The organism is Bacillus sp. T3, assembly GCF_033449965.1.
In the GTDB taxonomy this organism is placed as follows: domain Bacteria; phylum Bacillota; class Bacilli; order Bacillales; family Cytobacillaceae; genus Bacillus_BU.
On the sequence record NZ_CP137761.1, the window covers coordinates 2,332,943 to 2,353,004 of the forward strand.

The 20,062-nt window shown below is 40.6% G+C and carries 13 protein-coding genes, 3 rRNA genes and 1 pseudogene; 14 read left to right on the top strand and 3 right to left on the bottom strand.

All coding sequences use genetic code 11. The features are described from left to right. Positions 1-2: 2 nt before the first annotated feature. The 3 genes from RGF10_RS12080 to RGF10_RS12090 all read left to right on the top strand — a co-directional run bounded on the left by RGF10_RS12080 (position 3) and on the right by RGF10_RS12090 (position 3,310). Positions 3-932 carry an ABC transporter permease gene (locus tag RGF10_RS12080; RefSeq protein ID WP_318502389.1) on the top strand — a complete coding sequence of 310 codons (930 nt, stop codon included), beginning with the start codon at positions 3-5 and terminating at the stop codon, positions 930-932. Positions 933-1,190: 258 nt separating this feature from the next. Further along, the gene (locus RGF10_RS12085; protein WP_318502391.1) at positions 1,191-2,306 is read left to right on the top strand and encodes a BMP family ABC transporter substrate-binding protein; all 1,116 of its coding nucleotides are present in this window, start codon (positions 1,191-1,193) and stop codon (positions 2,304-2,306) included. Positions 2,307-2,326: 20 nt separating this feature from the next. Further along, positions 2,327-3,310: an aromatic ring-hydroxylating dioxygenase subunit alpha gene (locus tag RGF10_RS12090; protein WP_318502393.1), complete on the top strand. Its 984-nt coding sequence runs from the start codon at positions 2,327-2,329 to the stop codon at positions 3,308-3,310. A gap of 108 nt (positions 3,311-3,418) precedes the next feature. On the opposite strand, the gene RGF10_RS12095 is transcribed toward RGF10_RS12090, so the two are convergent. The 3 genes from RGF10_RS12095 to RGF10_RS12105 all read right to left on the bottom strand — a co-directional run bounded on the left by RGF10_RS12095 (position 3,419) and on the right by RGF10_RS12105 (position 8,350). Continuing rightward, complete coding sequence (locus RGF10_RS12095; RefSeq protein WP_318502394.1) at positions 3,419-5,185, bottom strand: sensor domain-containing diguanylate cyclase; 1,767 nt, start codon at positions 5,183-5,185, stop codon at positions 3,419-3,421. 145 nt (positions 5,186-5,330) lie between these two features. Next, positions 5,331-5,543, bottom strand: coding sequence for a hypothetical protein (locus tag RGF10_RS12100; protein WP_318502396.1), 213 nt, complete (start codon positions 5,541-5,543; stop codon positions 5,331-5,333). 140 nt (positions 5,544-5,683) lie between these two features. Next, positions 5,684-8,350 (bottom strand): putative bifunctional diguanylate cyclase/phosphodiesterase, encoded by a 2,667-nt coding sequence (locus RGF10_RS12105; RefSeq protein WP_318502398.1) that lies wholly within the window; start codon positions 8,348-8,350, stop codon positions 5,684-5,686. Positions 8,351-8,630: 280 nt separating this feature from the next. Here RGF10_RS12105 and RGF10_RS12110 point away from each other — a divergent pair, with 280 nt between their 5' ends. The 11 genes and pseudogenes from RGF10_RS12110 (at position 8,631) to RGF10_RS12155 (ending at position 19,984) form a co-directional block, all read left to right on the top strand. After that, on the top strand, positions 8,631-9,284 hold the full coding sequence (locus tag RGF10_RS12110; RefSeq protein WP_318502400.1) for a YdeI/OmpD-associated family protein: 654 nt from the start codon (positions 8,631-8,633) through the stop codon (positions 9,282-9,284). A 312-nt stretch (positions 9,285-9,596) separates the two neighbouring features. After that, positions 9,597-10,112, top strand: a complete 516-nt coding sequence (locus RGF10_RS12115; RefSeq protein ID WP_318502402.1) for an NADH-quinone oxidoreductase subunit B family protein — start codon at positions 9,597-9,599, stop codon at positions 10,110-10,112. Positions 10,113-10,168: 56 nt separating this feature from the next. Continuing rightward, positions 10,169-10,444 (top strand): hypothetical protein, encoded by a 276-nt coding sequence (locus RGF10_RS23860; protein WP_412176729.1) that lies wholly within the window; start codon positions 10,169-10,171, stop codon positions 10,442-10,444. 241 nt (positions 10,445-10,685) lie between these two features. After that, the gene (locus RGF10_RS12120; protein WP_318502404.1) at positions 10,686-10,820 is read left to right on the top strand and encodes a hypothetical protein; all 135 of its coding nucleotides are present in this window, start codon (positions 10,686-10,688) and stop codon (positions 10,818-10,820) included. 27 nt (positions 10,821-10,847) lie between these two features. Further along, entirely contained in the window at positions 10,848-10,994 is a 147-nt protein-coding gene (locus RGF10_RS12125) for a hypothetical protein (RefSeq protein ID WP_318502405.1), read from the top strand. A 445-nt stretch (positions 10,995-11,439) separates the two neighbouring features. After that, positions 11,440-12,991, top strand: a 16S ribosomal RNA gene (locus tag RGF10_RS12130). 316 nt (positions 12,992-13,307) lie between these two features. Beyond that, a 23S ribosomal RNA gene (locus RGF10_RS12135) occupies positions 13,308-16,246 on the top strand. A gap of 64 nt (positions 16,247-16,310) precedes the next feature. Then, positions 16,311-16,427 (top strand): 5S ribosomal RNA (gene rrf, locus RGF10_RS12140). Together the 16S, 23S and 5S rRNA genes form the textbook arrangement of a ribosomal RNA operon. A gap of 575 nt (positions 16,428-17,002) precedes the next feature. Beyond that, a pseudogene (locus RGF10_RS12145) lies at positions 17,003-18,071 on the top strand (LLM class flavin-dependent oxidoreductase). 236 nt (positions 18,072-18,307) lie between these two features. Further along, positions 18,308-19,114 (top strand): prohibitin family protein, encoded by an 807-nt coding sequence (locus tag RGF10_RS12150; RefSeq protein ID WP_318502407.1) that lies wholly within the window; start codon positions 18,308-18,310, stop codon positions 19,112-19,114. 237 nt (positions 19,115-19,351) lie between these two features. After that, a complete protein-coding gene (locus tag RGF10_RS12155) occupies positions 19,352-19,984 on the top strand; it encodes an FMN-dependent NADH-azoreductase (RefSeq protein ID WP_318502408.1) in 633 nt (210 codons plus the stop codon). Positions 19,985-20,062 lie beyond the last annotated feature (78 nt).

Sequence of the window (20,062 nt, forward strand, 5' to 3'; positions counted from 1 at the left end):
CTATGGATATGACTATTTTGCTCATTGCTGCCGCGCTATCGGCGGGGACCTCGTTGTTGTTTGCTGTTCTCGGAGGCATCTTGAGTGAAAAAGCAGGTGTGATTCATTTGGGTACTGAGGGAATTATGCTTATGGGAGCTGTGATATCGTGCATGGTTTACCTAAAGTCAGACAGCTTGCTCATTACACTAGTAGCGGCATTGCTCGCGTCTGGTGGCTTGGGCATTATTCACGCGTTCCTATGCATAACCCTTCGTGCTAATCATATTGTAAGCGGATTGGCGCTCACCTTATTTGGAACCGGATTAAGTGCCTATTTAGGAAAATCAGTGGCTGGTGTAGCTTTGCCGGTTACAGTTCCTAAGCTGAACCTTGCTGTGCTTAAGCCAATTCCTCTAATAGGGGAGCTATTTTCTGATTTGGATATTTTTGTTTGGATCAGCATCGGACTAGCACTTCTATTATATGTCTACATGTACAAAACCTCATGGGGGCTCCATTTAAAAGCAGTCGGGGATAGTCCATCAACCTCTGATGCAATGGGGATTTCGGTGCTTGGATATCGCTATGTTCATGTTGTGGTTGGTTCAATGCTAATGGGATTAGCGGGTTTTTATTTAATCATGGTGTATTCACCAAACTGGATGGAAGGAATGACGGCTGGTAGGGGCTGGATTGCCGTTGCGCTAATCATCTTCTCGCGCTGGAATCCAGTTGTTGCCTTATTTTGTGCCTATTTCTTCGGTGGTCTCGATGCATTAGGATTTCGAATTCAATTAATTGATGTAGGCATTCCTTCGTATTTTTTAAAAATGATTCCATATGTCGCAACGATCTTCGTCTTAATGTTTATTGGCTGGAAAAATCGGCATAAACCACCACTCGAACCAAAAGCATTGGGCATGCCATTTTTTCGTGAACAACGGTTTTGAATGTGAAACTGCGTTGCAAGGAGGCGGTCGTCAAGTAAAAAAAGGAAATCGGCAAGTAAGAGTTCAAAATCGGCTAGTAAACTCATAAAACGGCAAGTAAAAGTTTAAAACCCGCAAGTAAACTCGTAAAAACGGCAAGTAAATTCTTTCTTTGTCCTTGAAGCATAAACCTAAGCATACGAAAGCGTGTCCAACAAACCTGAAAGTAGGTGATGAACTCAACCACCACTATATTTTATATAAAAAGGGGGATTACACTTGAAAAAATGGTTCAAATTATTCATCGCGATGCTGATTTTCACACTCGTAACGGCGTGTTCCCAGGAATCAGCCAATCAAGCGGAATCGACGAAAAAAGATGACAAGCTATCTGAGAAATTGGAAAAGCCAAAGGTAGCCTTTGTTTATATTGGGGTGCCAGGCGACGGCGGATGGACATTCGAACATGACAAAGGCCGAAAATTAGTCGATGAGACTTTCGGGATTAAATCAACTACAGTCGAGAATGTACCAGAGGGTCCTGACGCAGAGCGAGTGATCGAAGAGTTGGCCCAGTCCCACGATATTATTTTCACAACGAGCTTTGGCTATATGGACCCAACCTATAATGTTGCGAAAAAATACCCAGATGTTAAATTCATGCACGCAACTGGATATAAAACTGCCGACAACCTATCTACATACCAGGGCAGAGGCTATCAATCTGGCTATTTAGCTGGAATTGCAGCAGGTAAATTAACAAAAAATAATAAAATTGGTTATGTTGGGGCATTCCCAATACCTGAAGTGATCTACACCATTAACGCATTTACGTTAGGGGCTCAAAGTGTTAATCCTGATGTTGAGGTTTCAGTCGTTTGGAGTAACACTTGGTTCGATCCGGCAACCGAAAGACAAGCAGCGATTAGTTTACTAGACGGAGGGGTAGATGTTCTAGCAAACTACCAGGATTCACCTGCAGGAATTCAAGCAGCGGCAGAACGTGGTGTTTGGGGAATGGGTAATGACTCTGACATGAACCGTTATGCTCCTGAAACGTATGTAACGAACCCGACTTTAAACTGGGGACCATATTATGTCGACGTCGTTCAAAGTGTCATTGATGGCAAATGGAAGTCAAAAGCAGTGTTTGGCGGTCTGAAAGATGGGATGGTGGATATCGCTCCGTTTGGTAAAAATGTACCGAAGGATGTACAGGATTTTGTTAATTCAAAGAAACAAGAAATGAAGGATGGCAAGTTTGATGTATTTGAGGGGCCACTTTATAATCAGTCAGGCAAGCAGATGTTATCTGAAGGAGAACAAATGCCTGATAAGGATATTCTTAGCATGAGTTGGTTTGTAAAAGGAATAAAGGGAACGATCCCAGAATAAATCGAAAGGATCAAGTCGATATGATGGTACAAGATCCAGTCTTAATCCAGCAATGGCATCCAGTATTTTTAGCAAAAGATTTAACAGAAAAACCCAATTCGGTAGAGATTCTTGGAGAAAAAGTAGTCGTGTTTCGAACAGAGCATGGTGTACATGCGTTTCGGGATCTATGTATTCACCGAGGAGTACCTCTTTCACTAGGAAAGGTAGTTAACAATGAAATTGTATGTCCATACCATGGCTGGAGCTACAATCATCACGGGAAATGCACCTGTATTCCAGCTCTGCCAAAGGATAAAACAATTCCTACAAAAGCTGTAGCAAAAGCCTATTCTTGTTGTGAAAAATTCGGACTCATCTGGGTTTGTTTAGGTAAGCCTGATCACGATACACCCAATATAGGAACGGAGTCACTGGATCATCCAGATTACGCAATAATTCAAATGGGACCTTATGAAGTAGATGCGGCTGGCCCTCGAGTCGTCGAAAATTTCCTTGATGTTTCCCATTTAATGTTTGTCCATGAGGGTCTATTAGGGGATAGCGATTTTGCGGAAATTGGTGATTACCAGGTCCATCAGGTTGATGGGGTACTCCTAACGGATGAAATATTCGTTTACCAGCCTGACCCTGATGGAAGAGGCTACGATGTTCAATCGAAATATACGTACAAGGTTTATCAGCCATTAATGGTTGGATTTACAAAAAAAATTACAGATTCTGAAGATTTTTTTCAATTGTTCATGATTGTCCTTCCGGTAAATGAGCATAAAAGTACGGCTTTTATGATTATGGAAAGAAATTATGCGTTAGATGAGGATGAACAGGTTTTTATCAATTTTCAAAATACGCTCATTGAACAAGACAGAGTCATTGTCGAAAATCAAAAACCAGAACTTCTACCACTTGATCTGCAAGCTGAACTCCACTTAAAAAGTGACCGGCTTAGTATTGCCTATCGGAAAATGCTACGAGAACAAGGGATAACGTTTGGTACGGAATAGGAAGCGGGAGGTAGAACTCCTGCTTCCGTTATAAAAAATTAAGATTGGGTCGAAATAAATGTTTTAACTAAATCCCAAACAGCCTTACCAAATTCTTTGCAAAAATGGTTAAAGCATAACAGGAGTCTTTTTGATTTTTCCTAATTGTGACGCCAGGATAACTTGATCACGACCATTGTTCTTCGCCTCATATAAAGCTACATCAGCAAAATGAACCATTTCCTGTAAAGAATTCTGCGCCTGATTGTTACAACATATCCCAATGCTAACGGTAATCGTCAATGTTTGCCCATTATCCAGCAAAAATGGCTGCTTATGACAAAGCTGAATGAATGACTTGGCAACCTTATCTGCCTCTTGTTCGGATGTATTTGGTAAATAAGCGATAAATTCTTCCCCACCATAGCGCCCAACAATTCCGTATTGATTAAACATATACTGTAATTGTTTTCCAAGAAAAACTAGTGCTTGGTCCCCAACCAAATGACCGAATTGATCATTAATGGTTTTAAAATAATCTACATCAATTAACAGGAGGGAATCCGGGTTTTTCTGTTTCCCTGATAACTTATATAATTCATTTGCCTTATTAAAAAACATTCCGCGATTAAATAATTTTGTTAATGGATCAAACATTGCCAGTTTTTTTAGGATCTCTTTTTCAATCGTCACTCGCTTAATTTTGTCAGCTAGACCAAGTGATAATAACATGACTTCAATAACCGCGCCTATTTTCGGGGCATAAAGTGAAATTGCTGTTAAAGGGATAACCTTATATCCAGCAAGTAAATTCAATGTGATTCCAACAATGAGAGGTACCCAAGCAATCATGTAATATTTTGCCTCACGCGTTGAAAATCGGAGAACAACGATAATCGATATAACCAATAGAGTAACAGCAGCTACTGCTGCCATACTCAATAACGTAGCTACCTTAACAGATAGAACAAATGGTGCAAGTAAAAACAATGAAAAAACGAATGATAATTTTTTAACAACCTTATGTAAAATAGGTATATGAACATCTAGTTGTAGGAAATGGCTCGTAAATAATAATGAAAAAATTGCAGTGAATAAAATAAAAAATGCATTCGACCTCAGAGCCCACCACGGGAAAGCTCCCCATAACCATTGAAAGGCAAATCCATCCCAAATTAATTGAACAAGCATAAATCCTAATAAAAACATAATATAGTAGAAATACGTTTTTTCTTTTAATGAAAAAAATAAAAAGCCATTATAGACAAGCATTGCCAGCATAATTCCATAATAGAGACCAAATACTGTTTGCGATAAATAGTTGTTCATTGAGAATGCAATTGGATCCCATAATGTAACAGGCGCCTGAAAGAAACTGTCAGTATTAATCTTTATAAAGTACGTTTTTGTTGAGTGAGTTGGTAATGGTAGAGTAAAGACCATATTCCTATGTTTTATCGTTCGAACATGAAAAGGGAATGCATAACCCATATTTTCGATGAGTTTAAGATTACCGTTTTTTTGTGTATATAAGGAAACCGCGCTTAAATGGGGTTTTTTAAGCTCTAGCACAATATTTTTCTTCTCTGCAGAAGGATTTTGAATAACAAGTTTTATCCAATAGGTTGCTTTAGATAAATCGCCCGATACCTTTGCATCTTCAATGGGGACAAACTGTTTATCTTGTACCAAAATCTCGCTTTTTGAGATTTTACTGGTTTGATCAACTAAAATCGTTAATTCATTTGTAACATCCATTTCCGAAAAGCTTTTAGGTAGAATGATTGTTTTTGTATTTGTTGAAGCATAGCATCTCTGCTGAAAAAAAATAAAAGATCCGATAGCAAAGATAGAGAATAATAGAATGAAATATTTGAAATAAGAGCAGGTTTTCATAGAATAGTCCCCTAACATTTGTTATCTAAAAATATTATATCATGAAGAGTTCGCTATTCGATGATTCAAAAATAAGGAAAGCTGAGGGGGTATCATTACATGGGAAAACCATCCAAAAGCATTGTTTGGATGGTTTTTTTCATTTTTATAACCAAAAGTCTCGACGATCATTGCGTCTTCTATCACGGTCACGATTACGACCACGACTAGTTCTTCGATCATTGTCCTCTTCGCGAATCACGACATTTTCTGCGTTGATTATTACATTTTCAGCATTGATTACGACATCATCAACATTAATTTCCACTCTACTTCTACTTCTATTTCTATCTCTGTCTCTATCTCTTCCTCTAGACATAAATTTTCCCCTCCTTTCACACGTTTACAATACAATATGCTTGTCTTAAACCAATTGTTTGGGTAAGCAGGTAAAAAAAGCAGGAGATTAATCAATCCCTGCTTTCAAATAAATATTATTCTGTAATTCATAGTGCATTCTCAAGTTGACAAGACAAATGTATCAGTTGATTTTGTGTTATGAATAGTCAAGAAATTTTCAATGTCTAAAACATTTATGGGAGGGCTAAATAAGTAACCTTGCAGCTCATCACACCCTAGTCGATATAGCGCATCTCTTTCATCGATTGTTTCAATTCCTTCGGCTACAATATTAAGATTAAGCCCATGTGCTAGGTCAATGAGTGATTTGACTAATAGTGCTTTCTTTTCATCATAATCAATATTTTTTATAAATTGTTGATCTATTTTGATTTCATCAATAGGCAATTGAAGCAAATGGATGAAAGCAGAATATCCTTTTCCAAAATCATCAATTGAAATTTGCACACCTAAATTTTTGAGCTCGTAGATGACATCTGCGACCTGGGTAGGGTCCTTAATAAACACACTTTCCGTGATTTCAAGCTTCAAATATTTTGGTTCTAGTCCAGAGATCGTTAATGCTTTAATTATTAAAGGTACTAAATGTTCCTGTTCAAAGTGTTTCGCTGATATATTTACCGCCACCGGAATTTTCCAGGCATGTTCATCCTGCCATTTCTTATTTTGCCTACAGGCTTCGATTAATGCCCATTCATCAATGTTCGTTATCAAACCAATTTCTTCTGCAATTGGAATAAAGATTGAGGGAGCAACATTACCTAGCTCGGAATCATTCCAGCGCAATAATGCCTCCAAACTCGAAACTTGTCCAAATTGAAGCTTTGGTTGATAAAATATTTCAAACCCACCTTTATCTACAACAGCTCGCAAGGAATTTTCAACGATTAGCCGTTCCTGAAATCTATCTCGCATTGACTCATTAAAAAATTGAGCCACGTTTCCTCCGTTCTCCTTTGAAACATACATCGCAATATCGGCACATTTCAAGAGTGAATCTAAGTCGCATCCGTCCTCGGGGTATAAGCTAATTCCAATACTTCCTGTAATATAGAGTTGTTCTTCGTTGAGCTGAAATGGGATAGAAAACTCTTGTTGAACTAAATTTAATGTATGAGTAATTTCAACGCGAGAAACATATTTTTGGACAATAACAAATTCATCACCACTGAGTCGAAAGACTATCCGGTTTGTATCTAACAATTTACTAAATCTAATAGCGGTCAACTGAAGTAAAGTATCGCCTGCATTATGCCCCAATGTGTCATTAATCTGCTTAAACTGGTTCAAGTCCATAAAAATAATGGCTATTTTGTCAGAGATGTTGTGGGCAATTAGGTCTGACACATAATTTTGGAAATGAAGGCGATTGGGAAGGTCGGTCAATACATCATAGTACGCCAATTGATGTAACTTTTCCTCTGATTCTTTTAACTTTTTTGTTTGAATGGTAAGAACGTTGTTCATTTCAATGCTTTCTTGGAATAATTCCTTTAGTTTCTGTGCCATTTTTTTAAGATTTTGTGTTAATGACCGAAGCTCCGAAATGTTGCTTTGTGGCCATTCAACCTTTTCGAGATTGACAAGTTTTTGCGGAAGGTTAGTTGAAACCATCGTTAACCGTTCGATGTTTTTTATAAATAGCCGACTAATAACTTGGACAAAGATAATCGTGAAAATTGAGAATAATACTGACAAACGTAGGTAACTTAAAAATTCTTTAAAGATATCGTCCTGATACTGAGAAATAGGAAATTGTATAAAAATTTTTAATGATAAACTATCTGCATTATTGATGTAAATTAACTTACCTGAACGCCACTTCATAATCGGAAAAACATCATTTTGGTCCATTGGTAGCGCTTCATAATAGTGGTTAGCAAGTTGCCTTGTATCATAAATTTCATTCCAATTATAGAATGAGCCTTTAATCGGTGATTCCTTTGTACTTGTCGAGAGTACTTTATATTGATCATCCGTGATGATGATGTTGTAATCTAATGATTGATATTGCTCAATCAGTTCATCCAATATGTTAGGATGTCGTGTGTCCTTCGCTAAAAAATCGGGGTCCGTTTGCTCCAATTGATAAAGGTCTTTCATCATATGGTTCATTGTATTTTCAGCATTGAGATAGGTTTGACTTGTAATTTCCTCATGAACATGCCAAGTGTTTGTAAGTGTACTTAGAAATAATGGAACAAGAATTAATATGATGGTGATATGGGTTAAAAATTGATGGACGGAAACATTGTTTTTATTTAACTCTATAGATTTGAGAAACCTATAAAACGGGAAATACGCGAGTGCCATATCAGCAACGAGAACATTAAATAATCCATTAAGGATATCTTTGCAAATCTGAAAGTATAAGGTTTGACCAGCTAATGAGGTCTTATTTAGTGTGAAAATTAATAAGAGCCCTAGTGATAACCAATAGCCTGCATCTACAAAAAACATTTTGCCGTTTTTTCTAAAATAAAAATATAGACCAACAACAAGAATTTCAAGAAATAATATGATGTTATAAGCTATATAAAGAAAATCATTTTTGATGAAGAAAAAAGTAAGTAAACAGCTAATTAGGGCGTAAGGAAGTCCATATAACCGAAAGATAATAAAGGTGAAAATACTTGTAAAACTGAAGCTTAGACCAAACACGAAATTCACAGGAAATATTGTTGAAAATTGGGTTAATCCTAACAGAACTAAATAGAGTAATGTGTCACGATTTAAACCTAGTTTGAAGTTTTTTACTGCTATCATGCCAATCTTCCAATCTATTGAAATTAATAGTAGCGATACGATATAGATTAACTTAATTTTTTTAAATAGAAATTCAATATATTAATATATTATCAAATCCATTTTCATTTGGGGGAAACACCAAAAACAACTCGATATGAAATTCATAAAGTTTCACAAAGCAGACATAGTTAATGAAACGGGAAAAACAATGATAATTTTTGTTAAAACATTTGATTCCTCCATCAAAGCACAATTATTATTGTATTATAAATAAATGACTATTTAAAAGGAGCCTGTTATGACGATTATTGATAAATTAAAGCTTAATAAATACACCAATCTAGCTGTTATTAATCAGCCTGCTGACTATGATGTGTTTCAAGAGCTGTCGACTATTTTTTCAAAGAATCATGATGCGATTTTTATCTTTATTACCACACTCGAGGAGATGGTATCGCAAATTAATTTCATCATTAAAAATGAGCAGATATTACAGGAGAAAGGTTATCTTTTCTTCGCTTACCCGAAAAAAGGAAATAAGCGCTTTGATACATATATTCATCGAGATGAAATGTTTCCCGCACTGAACGTTGGTGAGGATGGTTACATCGGAACAAGCGATATTAAATTTTCGCGGATGGTAAGTATGGATGATGTTTTTACGGTTGTTGGGATGAAGCGAGAAAAAAGAAAAGAGAAGAAAAGTTTGGCAAGCAGTCAATGTGTTGCTGACTATGGGGATCATGTGGAGGACGTCAAAGCACTGTTGGAAAATCATCCCGCTGAACTCACATTTTTTCAAAACCTAACACCAGGGTACCAAAAGGACTGGGCACGTCATATTTACTCAGCAAAGCAACAAGCAACACGAGACAAGCGGATTCAGCAGATGGTCGATATCCTTTCACAAGGATATAAAACGCTAGATTTATACCGCCAAAAGAAGAAATAAGAAACCTCTCTAAATAAACAACACAGCCAGGTAAACGTAAACCAAGTTCATTTAAAATATGGACTTGGTTTTTTTATTATAAAGGTTGATTCATTGACACATAAATGATGAAAATAACCTAACAAAATTATCCACTTTTGTTCATATTTCAAACAGAAATGACCATGTTTTAGAAGTATACTAGAATAACAACTAGATAAAATACCTCCAAGCAACCCAATTCAGATTGCTCATCGACTTTCATACTTCTTGGTAACCACACAAATCACCTAAATGAATCCCGTCTACACTTACATAAAGGAGTTACTTATTATGTCACAATACTCTTGGCACGAGACACTAAATGTAACAAGCAATCTCTCAATGAAAAACGATCAACGACTTCCTGTCATTTGGATCAGCGCGTTGGATTGTACAGGCTGTATTGAAGCATTCATCCGTAGTAATGAACCTTCATTTATTGATAGCCTATTTAATTTTATCTCATTAGAGTATAGTGAACTGTTATCAGCTCCAAGTGGAGAACTGGCAGAAGCGCACAAGGAATCCATTTTCGAAAAATATAAGGGTGACTATGTCCTTGCGATAGAAGGTGGAATACCTGGTAGTGATGAGTTTCTTATGATAGCTGGGAAATCAGTAACAGAGGAAATTATTGATGCGGCCAAAAATGCTAAAGCCGTTGTTGCAATAGGAAGCTGTTCATCTTGGGGTGGAATCGCTGCGGCAGGTGGGAATCCGACCAATTCTGTTGATGTGATGGCCATCTTGCCTGACGAGGTACCCGTTGCCCTAGTACCTGGCTGTCCCCAGTTCCTGAAGCGATAATCGGTACACTGCTCCATATCCATTTTCACAGGGAATTACCGGAGCTAGATAAGAAGCTGCGCCCAAAAGCTTTTTATCAAAAAACCGTTCATATGACCTGTCACCGCAAACCTTACTTTGATCAGAAATTATTTGCTGAATCTTTTGATGATGAAGGTGCACAAAAAGGCTATTGTTTGTTTAAACTCGGCTGCAAAGGACCACAGGCCTTTAATATGTGTGAATCCTACGGATTGGAACGTTGCATTGCCTCAGGATTTCCTTGTATCGCCTGCTCGGAGAAGGGTTTTTGGGATAAAGGGGGATTATTTGGGAAGAAAAGAGGCAAATAAAAAGTAGACAACTTGCAAACAGAAGGTAGTCGACAACTATTCATGTCGATTGCCTTCTGTTTTTGTTTTAATATAGATAATTCTGCGCTTACCCAGGAAATGAACTGAGAAAGAGGAAATTTTTTTAGTAAATTCAATCACCCGTTTACAGAATATTATTTGTAAAACTCGGTCAAAATACCTTTTGTTAATTAGGTAATCTCAGATTAAGATTTCAATTAACCCATAAGGAGCTGGGAAAATGGATAAACGGTATAATACTAGTGATGATGCTACTAAGGAATTGAAGAAAGCGTTAAGGAAAAGTCCTCCTAGAAAATATCCGAACATGAGCGACGCTGAGCTAAAATTAAAATTTAATGGCAATAAAAACTAAACAAATATCTTCTTAGAGGTGAAAAAGGTGACAGATAACAATCCCATTGAATACACAGGAAAAGCTCTTGATCAAAGAAATGATTTAACTGGTCCTCACGAAGGCAAAGGTTCATTCCCTGAACGTCCTAAGGATATTTCTATTAAACAAAAGGAGAGTAAGTCGGGTAAATGATCGGCAGATAATGAACTAACCTCATCATTGTATTGGATGGCATTTCCACTTGAAGGAAGTGCATACCAATGATAATATTAGAACTCCCAGCAGCGAGTTGATACAAAATGGTCAATAAGTTGCTGGTATATCTTCATTTCTTCTTTTTATAATTGGTGAAAATTTTCAATTGTAAAATAGAAAAGAAGATGTTATTATTAAAAAGTCGCACTTTTACGGGGGGAATTAAGTAACATAGTAAACTTGAAAAACTTCAAAAGTTTTTATTGCTTTCACTGTGAATATGTGATATATTAATATTTGTCGCTTCGCAGTGGCGCAAAGATAACATGCTTTGTTGCTCTTTGAAAACTAAACAAACAAACGTCAACAAACAATAATAATCATGTTTCTTCTATAATAATAGAAAACATGAGCCAACGTTTTAAAACGAGCTAAATCAACTTTCTTGGAGAGTTTGATCCTGGCTCAGGACGAACGCTGGCGGCGTGCCTAATACATGCAAGTCGAGCGGATATCAGGGAGCTTGCTCCCTGATATCAGCGGCGGACGGGTGAGTAACACGTGGGCAACCTGCCTGTAAGACTGGGATAACTTCGGGAAACCTGGAGCTAATACCGGATAATCCTTTCCCTCTCATGAGGGAAAGCTGAAAGACGGTTTCGGCTGTCACTTACAGATGGGCCCGCGGCGCATTAGCTAGTTGGTGAGGTAACGGCTCACCAAGGCGACGATGCGTAGCCGACCTGAGAGGGTGATCGGCCACACTGGGACTGAGACACGGCCCAGACTCCTACGGGAGGCAGCAGTAGGGAATCTTCCGCAATGGACGAAAGTCTGACGGAGCAACGCCGCGTGAGCGAAGAAGGCCTTCGGGTCGTAAAGCTCTGTTGTTAGGGAAGAACAAGTACCGGAGTAACTGCCGGTACCTTGACGGTACCTAACCAGAAAGCCACGGCTAACTACGTGCCAGCAGCCGCGGTAATACGTAGGTGGCAAGCGTTGTCCGGAATTATTGGGCGTAAAGCGCGCGCAGGCGGTTCCTTAAGTCTGATGTGAAAGCCCCCGGCTGAACCTGGGAGGGTCATTGGAAACTGGGGAACTTGAGTGCAGAAGAGAAGAGCGGAATTCCACGTGTAGCGGTGAAATGCGTAGAGATGTGGAGGAACACCAGTGGCGAAGGCGGCTCTTTGGTCTGTAACTGACGCTGAGGCGCGAAAGCGTGGGGAGCGAACAGGATTAGATACCCTGGTAGTCCACGCCGTAAACGATGAGTGCTAAGTGTTAGAGGGTTTCCGCCCTTTAGTGCTGCAGCAAACGCATTAAGCACTCCGCCTGGGGAGTACGGCCGCAAGGCTGAAACTCAAAGGAATTGACGGGGGCCCGCACAAGCGGTGGAGCATGTGGTTTAATTCGAAGCAACGCGAAGAACCTTACCAGGTCTTGACATCCTCTGACACTCCTAGAGATAGGACGTTCCCCTTCGGGGGACAGAGTGACAGGTGGTGCATGGTTGTCGTCAGCTCGTGTCGTGAGATGTTGGGTTAAGTCCCGCAACGAGCGCAACCCTTGATCTTAGTTGCCAGCATTTAGTTGGGCACTCTAAGGTGACTGCCGGTGACAAACCTGGAGGAAGGTGGGGATGACGTCAAATCATCATGCCCCTTATGACCTGGGCTACACACGTGCTACAATGGATGGTACAAAGGGTCGCGAAACCGCGAGGTCGAGCCAATCCCATAAAACCATTCTCAGTTCGGATTGTAGGCTGCAACTCGCCTACATGAAGCTGGAATCGCTAGTAATCGCGGATCAGCATGCCGCGGTGAATACGTTCCCGGGCCTTGTACACACCGCCCGTCACACCACGAGAGTTTGTAACACCCGAAGTCGGTGGGGTAACCGTAAGGAGCCAGCCGCCTAAGGTGGGACAGATGATTGGGGTGAAGTCGTAACAAGGTAGCCGTATCGGAAGGTGCGGCTGGATCACCTCCTTTCTAAGGATATTGTCGTAAAGACAATCGGAATGCAGACCTTCTGGTCTGTACTGTTGACCGCTTTGTTTGTTTAGTTTTGAGGGAGCAATTCCTCAAAACTTAAGGTAAATTAGAAGCGAGCAGTTCTAGGAAGCAAGCGAGGGAAGGCCGGAGTGTACTTAGCGTACATGAGGACCTGAGTAAGCGCAGCTGACAACGAAATGCGAAGCTTATCATTTACCGTTCGTTCTTTGAAAACTAGATAATCGTAAGAAGAAGAAAACAAGAAACACCACATTAGTTTTTTCTCTCTTAATAATAAGAGAATTAACCTTTAGGTTAAGTTAGAAAGGGCGCACGGTGGATGCCTTGGCACTAGGAGCCGATGAAGGACGGTACTAACACCGATATGCTTCGGGGAGCTGTAAGTAAGCTTTGATCCTGGAGATTTCCGAATGGGGGAACCCACTACTCGTAATGGAGTAGTATCTTTACCTGAATACATAGGGTATTGAAGGCACACCCTGGGAACTGAAACATCTAAGTACCCTGGAGGAAGAGAAAGCAAACGCGATTCCCTGAGTAGCGGCGAGCGAAACGGGACATAGCCCAAACCAAGAGGCTTGCCTCTTGGGGTTGTAGGACACTCAACATGGAGTTACAAAGGAACGGGGTAAATGAAGAGATCTGGAAAGGTCCGTCAAAGAAGGTAAAAACCCTGTAGTTGAAACTTCGTTCCCTCCTGAGTGGATCCTGAGTACGGCCTGACACGTGAAATCCGGTCGGAAGCAGGGAGGACCATCTCCCAAGGCTAAATACTCCCTAGTGACCGATAGTGAACCAGTACCGTGAGGGAAAGGTGAAAAGCACCCCTGGAAGGGGAGTGAAAGAGATCCTGAAACCGTGTGCCTACAAGTAGTCAGAGCCCGTTAATGGGTGATGGCGTGCCTTTTGTAGAATGAACCGGCGAGTTACGATTACATGCAAGGTTAAGTTGAGAAGACGGAGCCGCAGCGAAAGCGAGTCTGAATAGGGCGTATTAGTATGTGGTCGTAGACCCGAAACCAGGTGATCTACCCATGTCCAGGGTGAAGGTTGGGTAACACCAACTGGAGGCCCGAACCCACGCACGTTGAAAAGTGCGGGGATGAGGTGTGGGTAGCGGAGAAATTCCAATCGAACTTGGAGATAGCTGGTTCTCTCCGAAATAGCTTTAGGGCTAGCCTCACGTAGTAAGAGTCTTGGAGGTAGAGCACTGTTTGGACTAGGGGCCCTCATCGGGTTACCGAATTCAGACAAACTCCGAATGCCAAAGACTTATCCGTGGGAGTCAGACTGCGAGTGATAAGATCCGTAGTCAAAAGGGAAACAGCCCAGACCACCAGCTAAGGTCCCAAAGTATACGTTAAGTGGAAAAGGATGTGGAGTTGCTTAGACAACCAGGATGTTGGCTTAGAAGCAGCCACCATTTAAAGAGTGCGTAATAGCTCACTGGTCGAGTGACTCTGCGCCGAAAATGTACCTGGGCTAAACGTATCACCGAAGCTGTGGATTGACATCTACGATGTCAGTGGTAGGAGAGCGTTCTAAGGGCGTTGAAGCTAGACCGTAAGGACTGGTGGAGCGCTTAGAAGTGAGAATGCCGGTATGAGTAGCGAAAGATGGGTGAGAATCCCATCCACCGAATGACTAAGGTTTCCTGAGGAAGGCTCGTCCGCTCAGGGTTAGTCGGGACCTAAGCCGAGGCCGAAAGGCGTAGGCGATGGATAACAGGTTGATATTCCTGTACCACCTCATTATCGTTTGAGCAACGGGGGGACGCAGGAGGATAGGGTAAGCGCACTGCTGGATATGTGCGTGTAAGCAGTTAGGCTGGAAATGAGGCAAATCCCGTTTCCGTAAAGGCTGAGCTGTGATGCCGAGGGAAATATAGTACCGAAGTTCCTGATTCCACACTGCCAAGAAAAGCCTCTAGCGAGATAAAAGGTGCCCGTACCGCAAACCGACACAGGTAGTCGAGGAGAGAATCCTAAGGTGAGCGAGAGAACTCTCGTTAAGGAACTCGGCAAAATGACCCCGTAACTTCGGGAGAAGGGGTGCTCTTTTGGGTGTTAAAGCCTAGAAGAGCCGCAGTGAATAGGCCCAGGCGACTGTTTAGCAAAAACACAGGTCTCTGCAAAGCCGCAAGGCGAAGTATAGGGGCTGACGCCTGCCCGGTGCTGGAAGGTTAAGGGGAGAGGTTAGCGCAAGCGAAGCTTTGAACCGAAGCCCCAGTAAACGGCGGCCGTAACTATAACGGTCCTAAGGTAGCGAAATTCCTTGTCGGGTAAGTTCCGACCCGCACGAAAGGCGTAACGATCTGGGCACTGTCTCAACGAGAGACTCGGTGAAATTATAGTACCTGTGAAGATGCAGGTTACCCGCGACAGGACGGAAAGACCCCGTGGAGCTTTACTGTAGCCTGATATTGAATTTTGGTACAGCTTGTACAGGATAGGTAGGAGCCGTAGAAACCGGAGCGCCAGCTTCGGTGGAGGCATCGGTGGGATACTACCCTGGCTGTATTGAAATTCTAACCCATACCCCTAATCGGGGTAGGAGACAGTGTCAGGTGGGCAGTTTGACTGGGGCGGTCGCCTCCTAAAAAGTAACGGAGGCGCCCAAAGGTTCCCTCAGAATGGTTGGAAATCATTCGTAGAGTGTAAAGGCACAAGGGAGCTTGACTGCGAGACCTACAAGTCGAGCAGGGACGAAAGTCGGGCTTAGTGATCCGGTGGTTCCGCATGGAAGGGCCATCGCTCAACGGATAAAAGCTACCCCTGGGATAACAGGCTTATCTCCCCCAAGAGTCCACATCGACGGGGAGGTTTGGCACCTCGATGTCGGCTCATCGCATCCTGGGGCTGTAGTCGGTCCCAAGGGTTGGGCTGTTCGCCCATTAAAGCGGTACGCGAGCTGGGTTCAGAACGTCGTGAGACAGTTCGGTCCCTATCCGTCGTGGGCGCAGGAAATTTGAGAGGAGCTGTCCTTAGTACGAGAGGACCTGGATGGACGCACCGCTGGTGTACCAGTTGTCTTGCCAAAGGCATAGCTGGGTAGCTATGTGCGGACGGGATAAGTGCTGAAAGCATCTAAGCATGAAGCCCCCCTCAAGATGAGATTTCCCATAGCGCAAGCTAGTAAGATCCCTGAAAGATGATCAGGTTGATAGGTCAGAGGTGGAAGCATGGCGACATGTGGAGCTGACTGATACTAATCGATCGAGGACTTAACCAAAAACGTTTTTCTTCTTCTGCATTATCTAGTTTTGAGGGAATGAAATTACTCAAATTAATACTTGTCTGGTGGCGATAGCGAGAAGGTCACACCCGTTCCCATACCGAACACGGAAGTTAAGCTTCTCAGCGCCGATGGTAGTTGGGGGCTCTCCCCCTGTGAGAGTAGGACGTTGCCGGGCATCAAAAAAACAGCCAAAAGGGCTGTTTTTTTGTTATTGTTACATTTTTAGGTATAGATTAATAATGAAATATTGAGTTCTTATTATAACAAAAGAGAAATATCCTTTAATTATACAGCATATAATTTGGGCTTTTTCCATGTGAAATAGCCATCCGTTATTCTGTGAATGAGATATACCACTCTGTTAACAACAAAGTTTATTATTGTTGATTTGCTCATATACAAGAAGAAACCTATGAGCAGGCCAATAATAAAATATTTGATGTCGCCTTATTTATGAAATAGATTTGGGGGGATTGTTTTTGAACCTGCAAGTGATGGCATAATTGTTAAAGCTTATCGGAAATGTTTTTCGTGAATTTATTTAATTATTTACTGGTTTATATAAAATAGTTCCACTATTCGGGCTTCGCTAATAGAAGTCTTTTTTTTCATTACTAGAAAAAAATGTGAGGATTCCTCTAATAAATTCCATTTAAAAGCACCTTTCTTTATATTTTGTAATCATTCGTGGTATGTTATGAATTATTGGGATAATAGCAATATAGTGGATCGAAGTGTTGGAGGTGTTTTATGGAAATTGGAATAAGTACATTTGTCGAGACCACACCTGATGTTGTAACTGGTGAGGTAATAAGTCATGCCCAGCGCATACGGGAGGTAGTTGAGGAAATTGTCCTCGCTGATCAGGTAGGCTTGGATGTTTTTGGTGTTGGTGAACATCATCGAGAGGATTATGCAGCTTCATCACCAGCGATTATACTTGCTGCAGCGGCTTCACAAACAAATACGATTCGTTTAACAAGCGCGGTTACCGTCCTTTCCTCTGCGGATCCTGTAAGAGTTTTTCAAGATTTTGCAACCGTTGATGCCATTTCAAATGGGCGCGCAGAAATTATGGCTGGTCGCGGTTCCTTTATCGAATCTTTCCCCTTGTTTGGTTATGATTTAAATGATTATAATGAGTTATTTGAAGAGAAACTCGAACTATTATTAAAAATTCGAGATTCGGAAAAAGTAATATGGAAAGGTGGGCATCGACCCGCTATCCAGAACTTAGGTGTATATCCGAGGCCAGTACAAAATCCATTACCCGGTTTGGATTGGGAGTGGAGGAAATTCGGAATCTGTCGTTAGGGCAGGTTATCTCGGGCTACCATTGGTTTTGGCCATTATTGGTGGACACCCAACTCAGTTTGAACCACTTGTACGACTATACAAGCGAGCAGCAGCAAAAGCTGGTCATGATATTACTAAGTTGTCGGTAGCCTCACATTCACATGGGTTTATAGCTGAGAGTACCCAGATAGCTGCTGATAAATTTTTCCCTTCAACCCAATTTGTTATGAATAAATTAGGTCGAGAACGGGGATGGGGACCATACGATCGTTCAAGCTTTGATTTCGCGCGGAGCTTTGAGGGAGCTTTATACGTAGGGGATCCAGAGACGGTAGCTGCAAAAATCATTCATCTTCGAAAAAATGTTGGGATCACTCGCTTTATGCTGCACGTTCCAGTCGGGACGATGCCTCATGATGATGTGATGAAAGCAATTGAATTACTTGGTAAAGAAGTGGCGCCGATTGTGCGAGAGGAAATTACGAAATGGGAAAATGCAGGTGGTGAGGCGTCATCTTCTTAACGGATACCTTTTTTTCAAGGGACCTTATATTTTATAAGGTTCTTTTTTTCGCTCAGTGAGTTATTAAACAAGAAAAAATATATATGATAGAAACTTTTTGTTGGATAAGCCGTATATATTAAGGTAGACAAATAATTCATACGACTAACTCTTATTTATTATTTTCAAGCTAATTAACAATAAGATAATAGAAAATAAGTAGTAGTATAGTCGCAGAACTTGAGAGGATGATTTTTTTGAAGCCGAATAATCTTATTACTGCAGGTGTGCTTGGCGTCATTGTCATTGTACTTTTATTCTTTTCTGTAACTACCGTTCCATCTGGTCATAGGGGGGTCCTTTTACAGTTAGGTGAGGTCAAGAGCAGTATCTTAGATGAGGGATTCCATTTTAAACTACCATTTGTGCAAACTGTTCAACCGATTGAGGTTCGAGTTCAAAAAGAAGAAAGCTCGCAAACCGCAGCCTCAAAGGATTTACAAACGGTTACAGCAACAGTAGCTGTTAACTTTTCAGTTGATCCTGCAGGAGTAAATAAGTTGTATCAAGAAATTGGATTAGACTATAAAGGAAGAATCATAGACCCAGCGATTGCGGAGGCTTTAAAGGCTGTAACTGCACAGTACACTGCTGAAGAGTTGATTTCAAAAAGACCTGAAGTATCAGCTAAGGTTAAGGATATGCTAGAAGAGAAATTAACGAAGTATTTTATGAAATTGGAAGAAATCAACATTAAAGAATTTGCTTTTAGTGAAGAGTTTAATAATGCAATTGAACAGAAACAAACAGCAGAGCAAAATGCTTTAAAGGCTACAAGAGATTTAGAACGGATTAAGATTGAAGCAGAACAGCAAATTACTCAAGCACAAGCAGAAGCAGAATCCTTGAGATTAAAGAAGGCAGAGGTTACGCCTGAGCTGATCCAATTAAAAGAAATTGAAGTACAAGAAAAAGCATTGCAAAAATGGGATGGTAAGTTGCCTAGTGTTACAGGTGGAGCTACTCCTTTTATTGATGTAAATGGATTAACCGGAAATGAATAATTGTTAACGATCCATTTGGCTGTTGAGGTTTACTCAACAGCCTTTTTCTATCTCGGGTAAATGATATAATGACAACTCTTATAAAAACTAAATTTGCTCTATATCAGGATGAATGCTGTTTAATTTAATAAATTAAACAATATCATTATAATGTTTTTTTGTTGACTTATTTACTAGTTTGATATATTATGAATTCGAGATAATTATTTTAAAGATATTTGAAGGAGATAGAGAATAATGAATGTATTAGTTGTAAAAGCAAATAATCGCCCAGCTTCAGAAGCTATTTCAAGTAAAATGTACGAAACTTTTATGGAAAATCTTGAAGGTGTAAATGTAACGACTTATGATGTATTTGCTGAAGATATGCCTTATTTCGGCCAAGATTTATTTAACGCATTTGGAAAAGTTCAAGCAGGGGAAGAATTAACTGACTTAGAACAACGCCTATTAGCTGCAAAGCAAAAAGCTATGGATGCTCTAACAGCTGCAGATGTGGTTGTTTTCGCGTTTCCATTATGGAATTTAACAATCCCAGCAGCATTACAAACGTTCATTGACTATGTATATGCAGCAGGTTTCACTTTCAATTATGATGAAAATGGTCAATTAGTTAGCTTAATGACAGATAAAAAAGCTGTTATTCTAAGTGCGCGTGGTGGAATTTATTCAACTCCAGAGGCAGCTCCTATGGAGATGGCAGCAAACTATATTAAAAACGTTGTTGGCGGCGTTTTTGGTATGGAAATTGTCGAAGAAGTTATTATCGAAGGTCACAATGCAAATCCAGCACAAGCTGAAACAATTATTTCTGAAGGCTTAGCGAAAGTGGCTGAAGCAGCAAAAGCTCTATCAGCAGTAAAAGCTTAATAGAACTATAAAAGCAAGAAAACCATTTAAGATGCCGACTCATATATAGGGTCGGCATTTTTAATTGAGTACATAAAA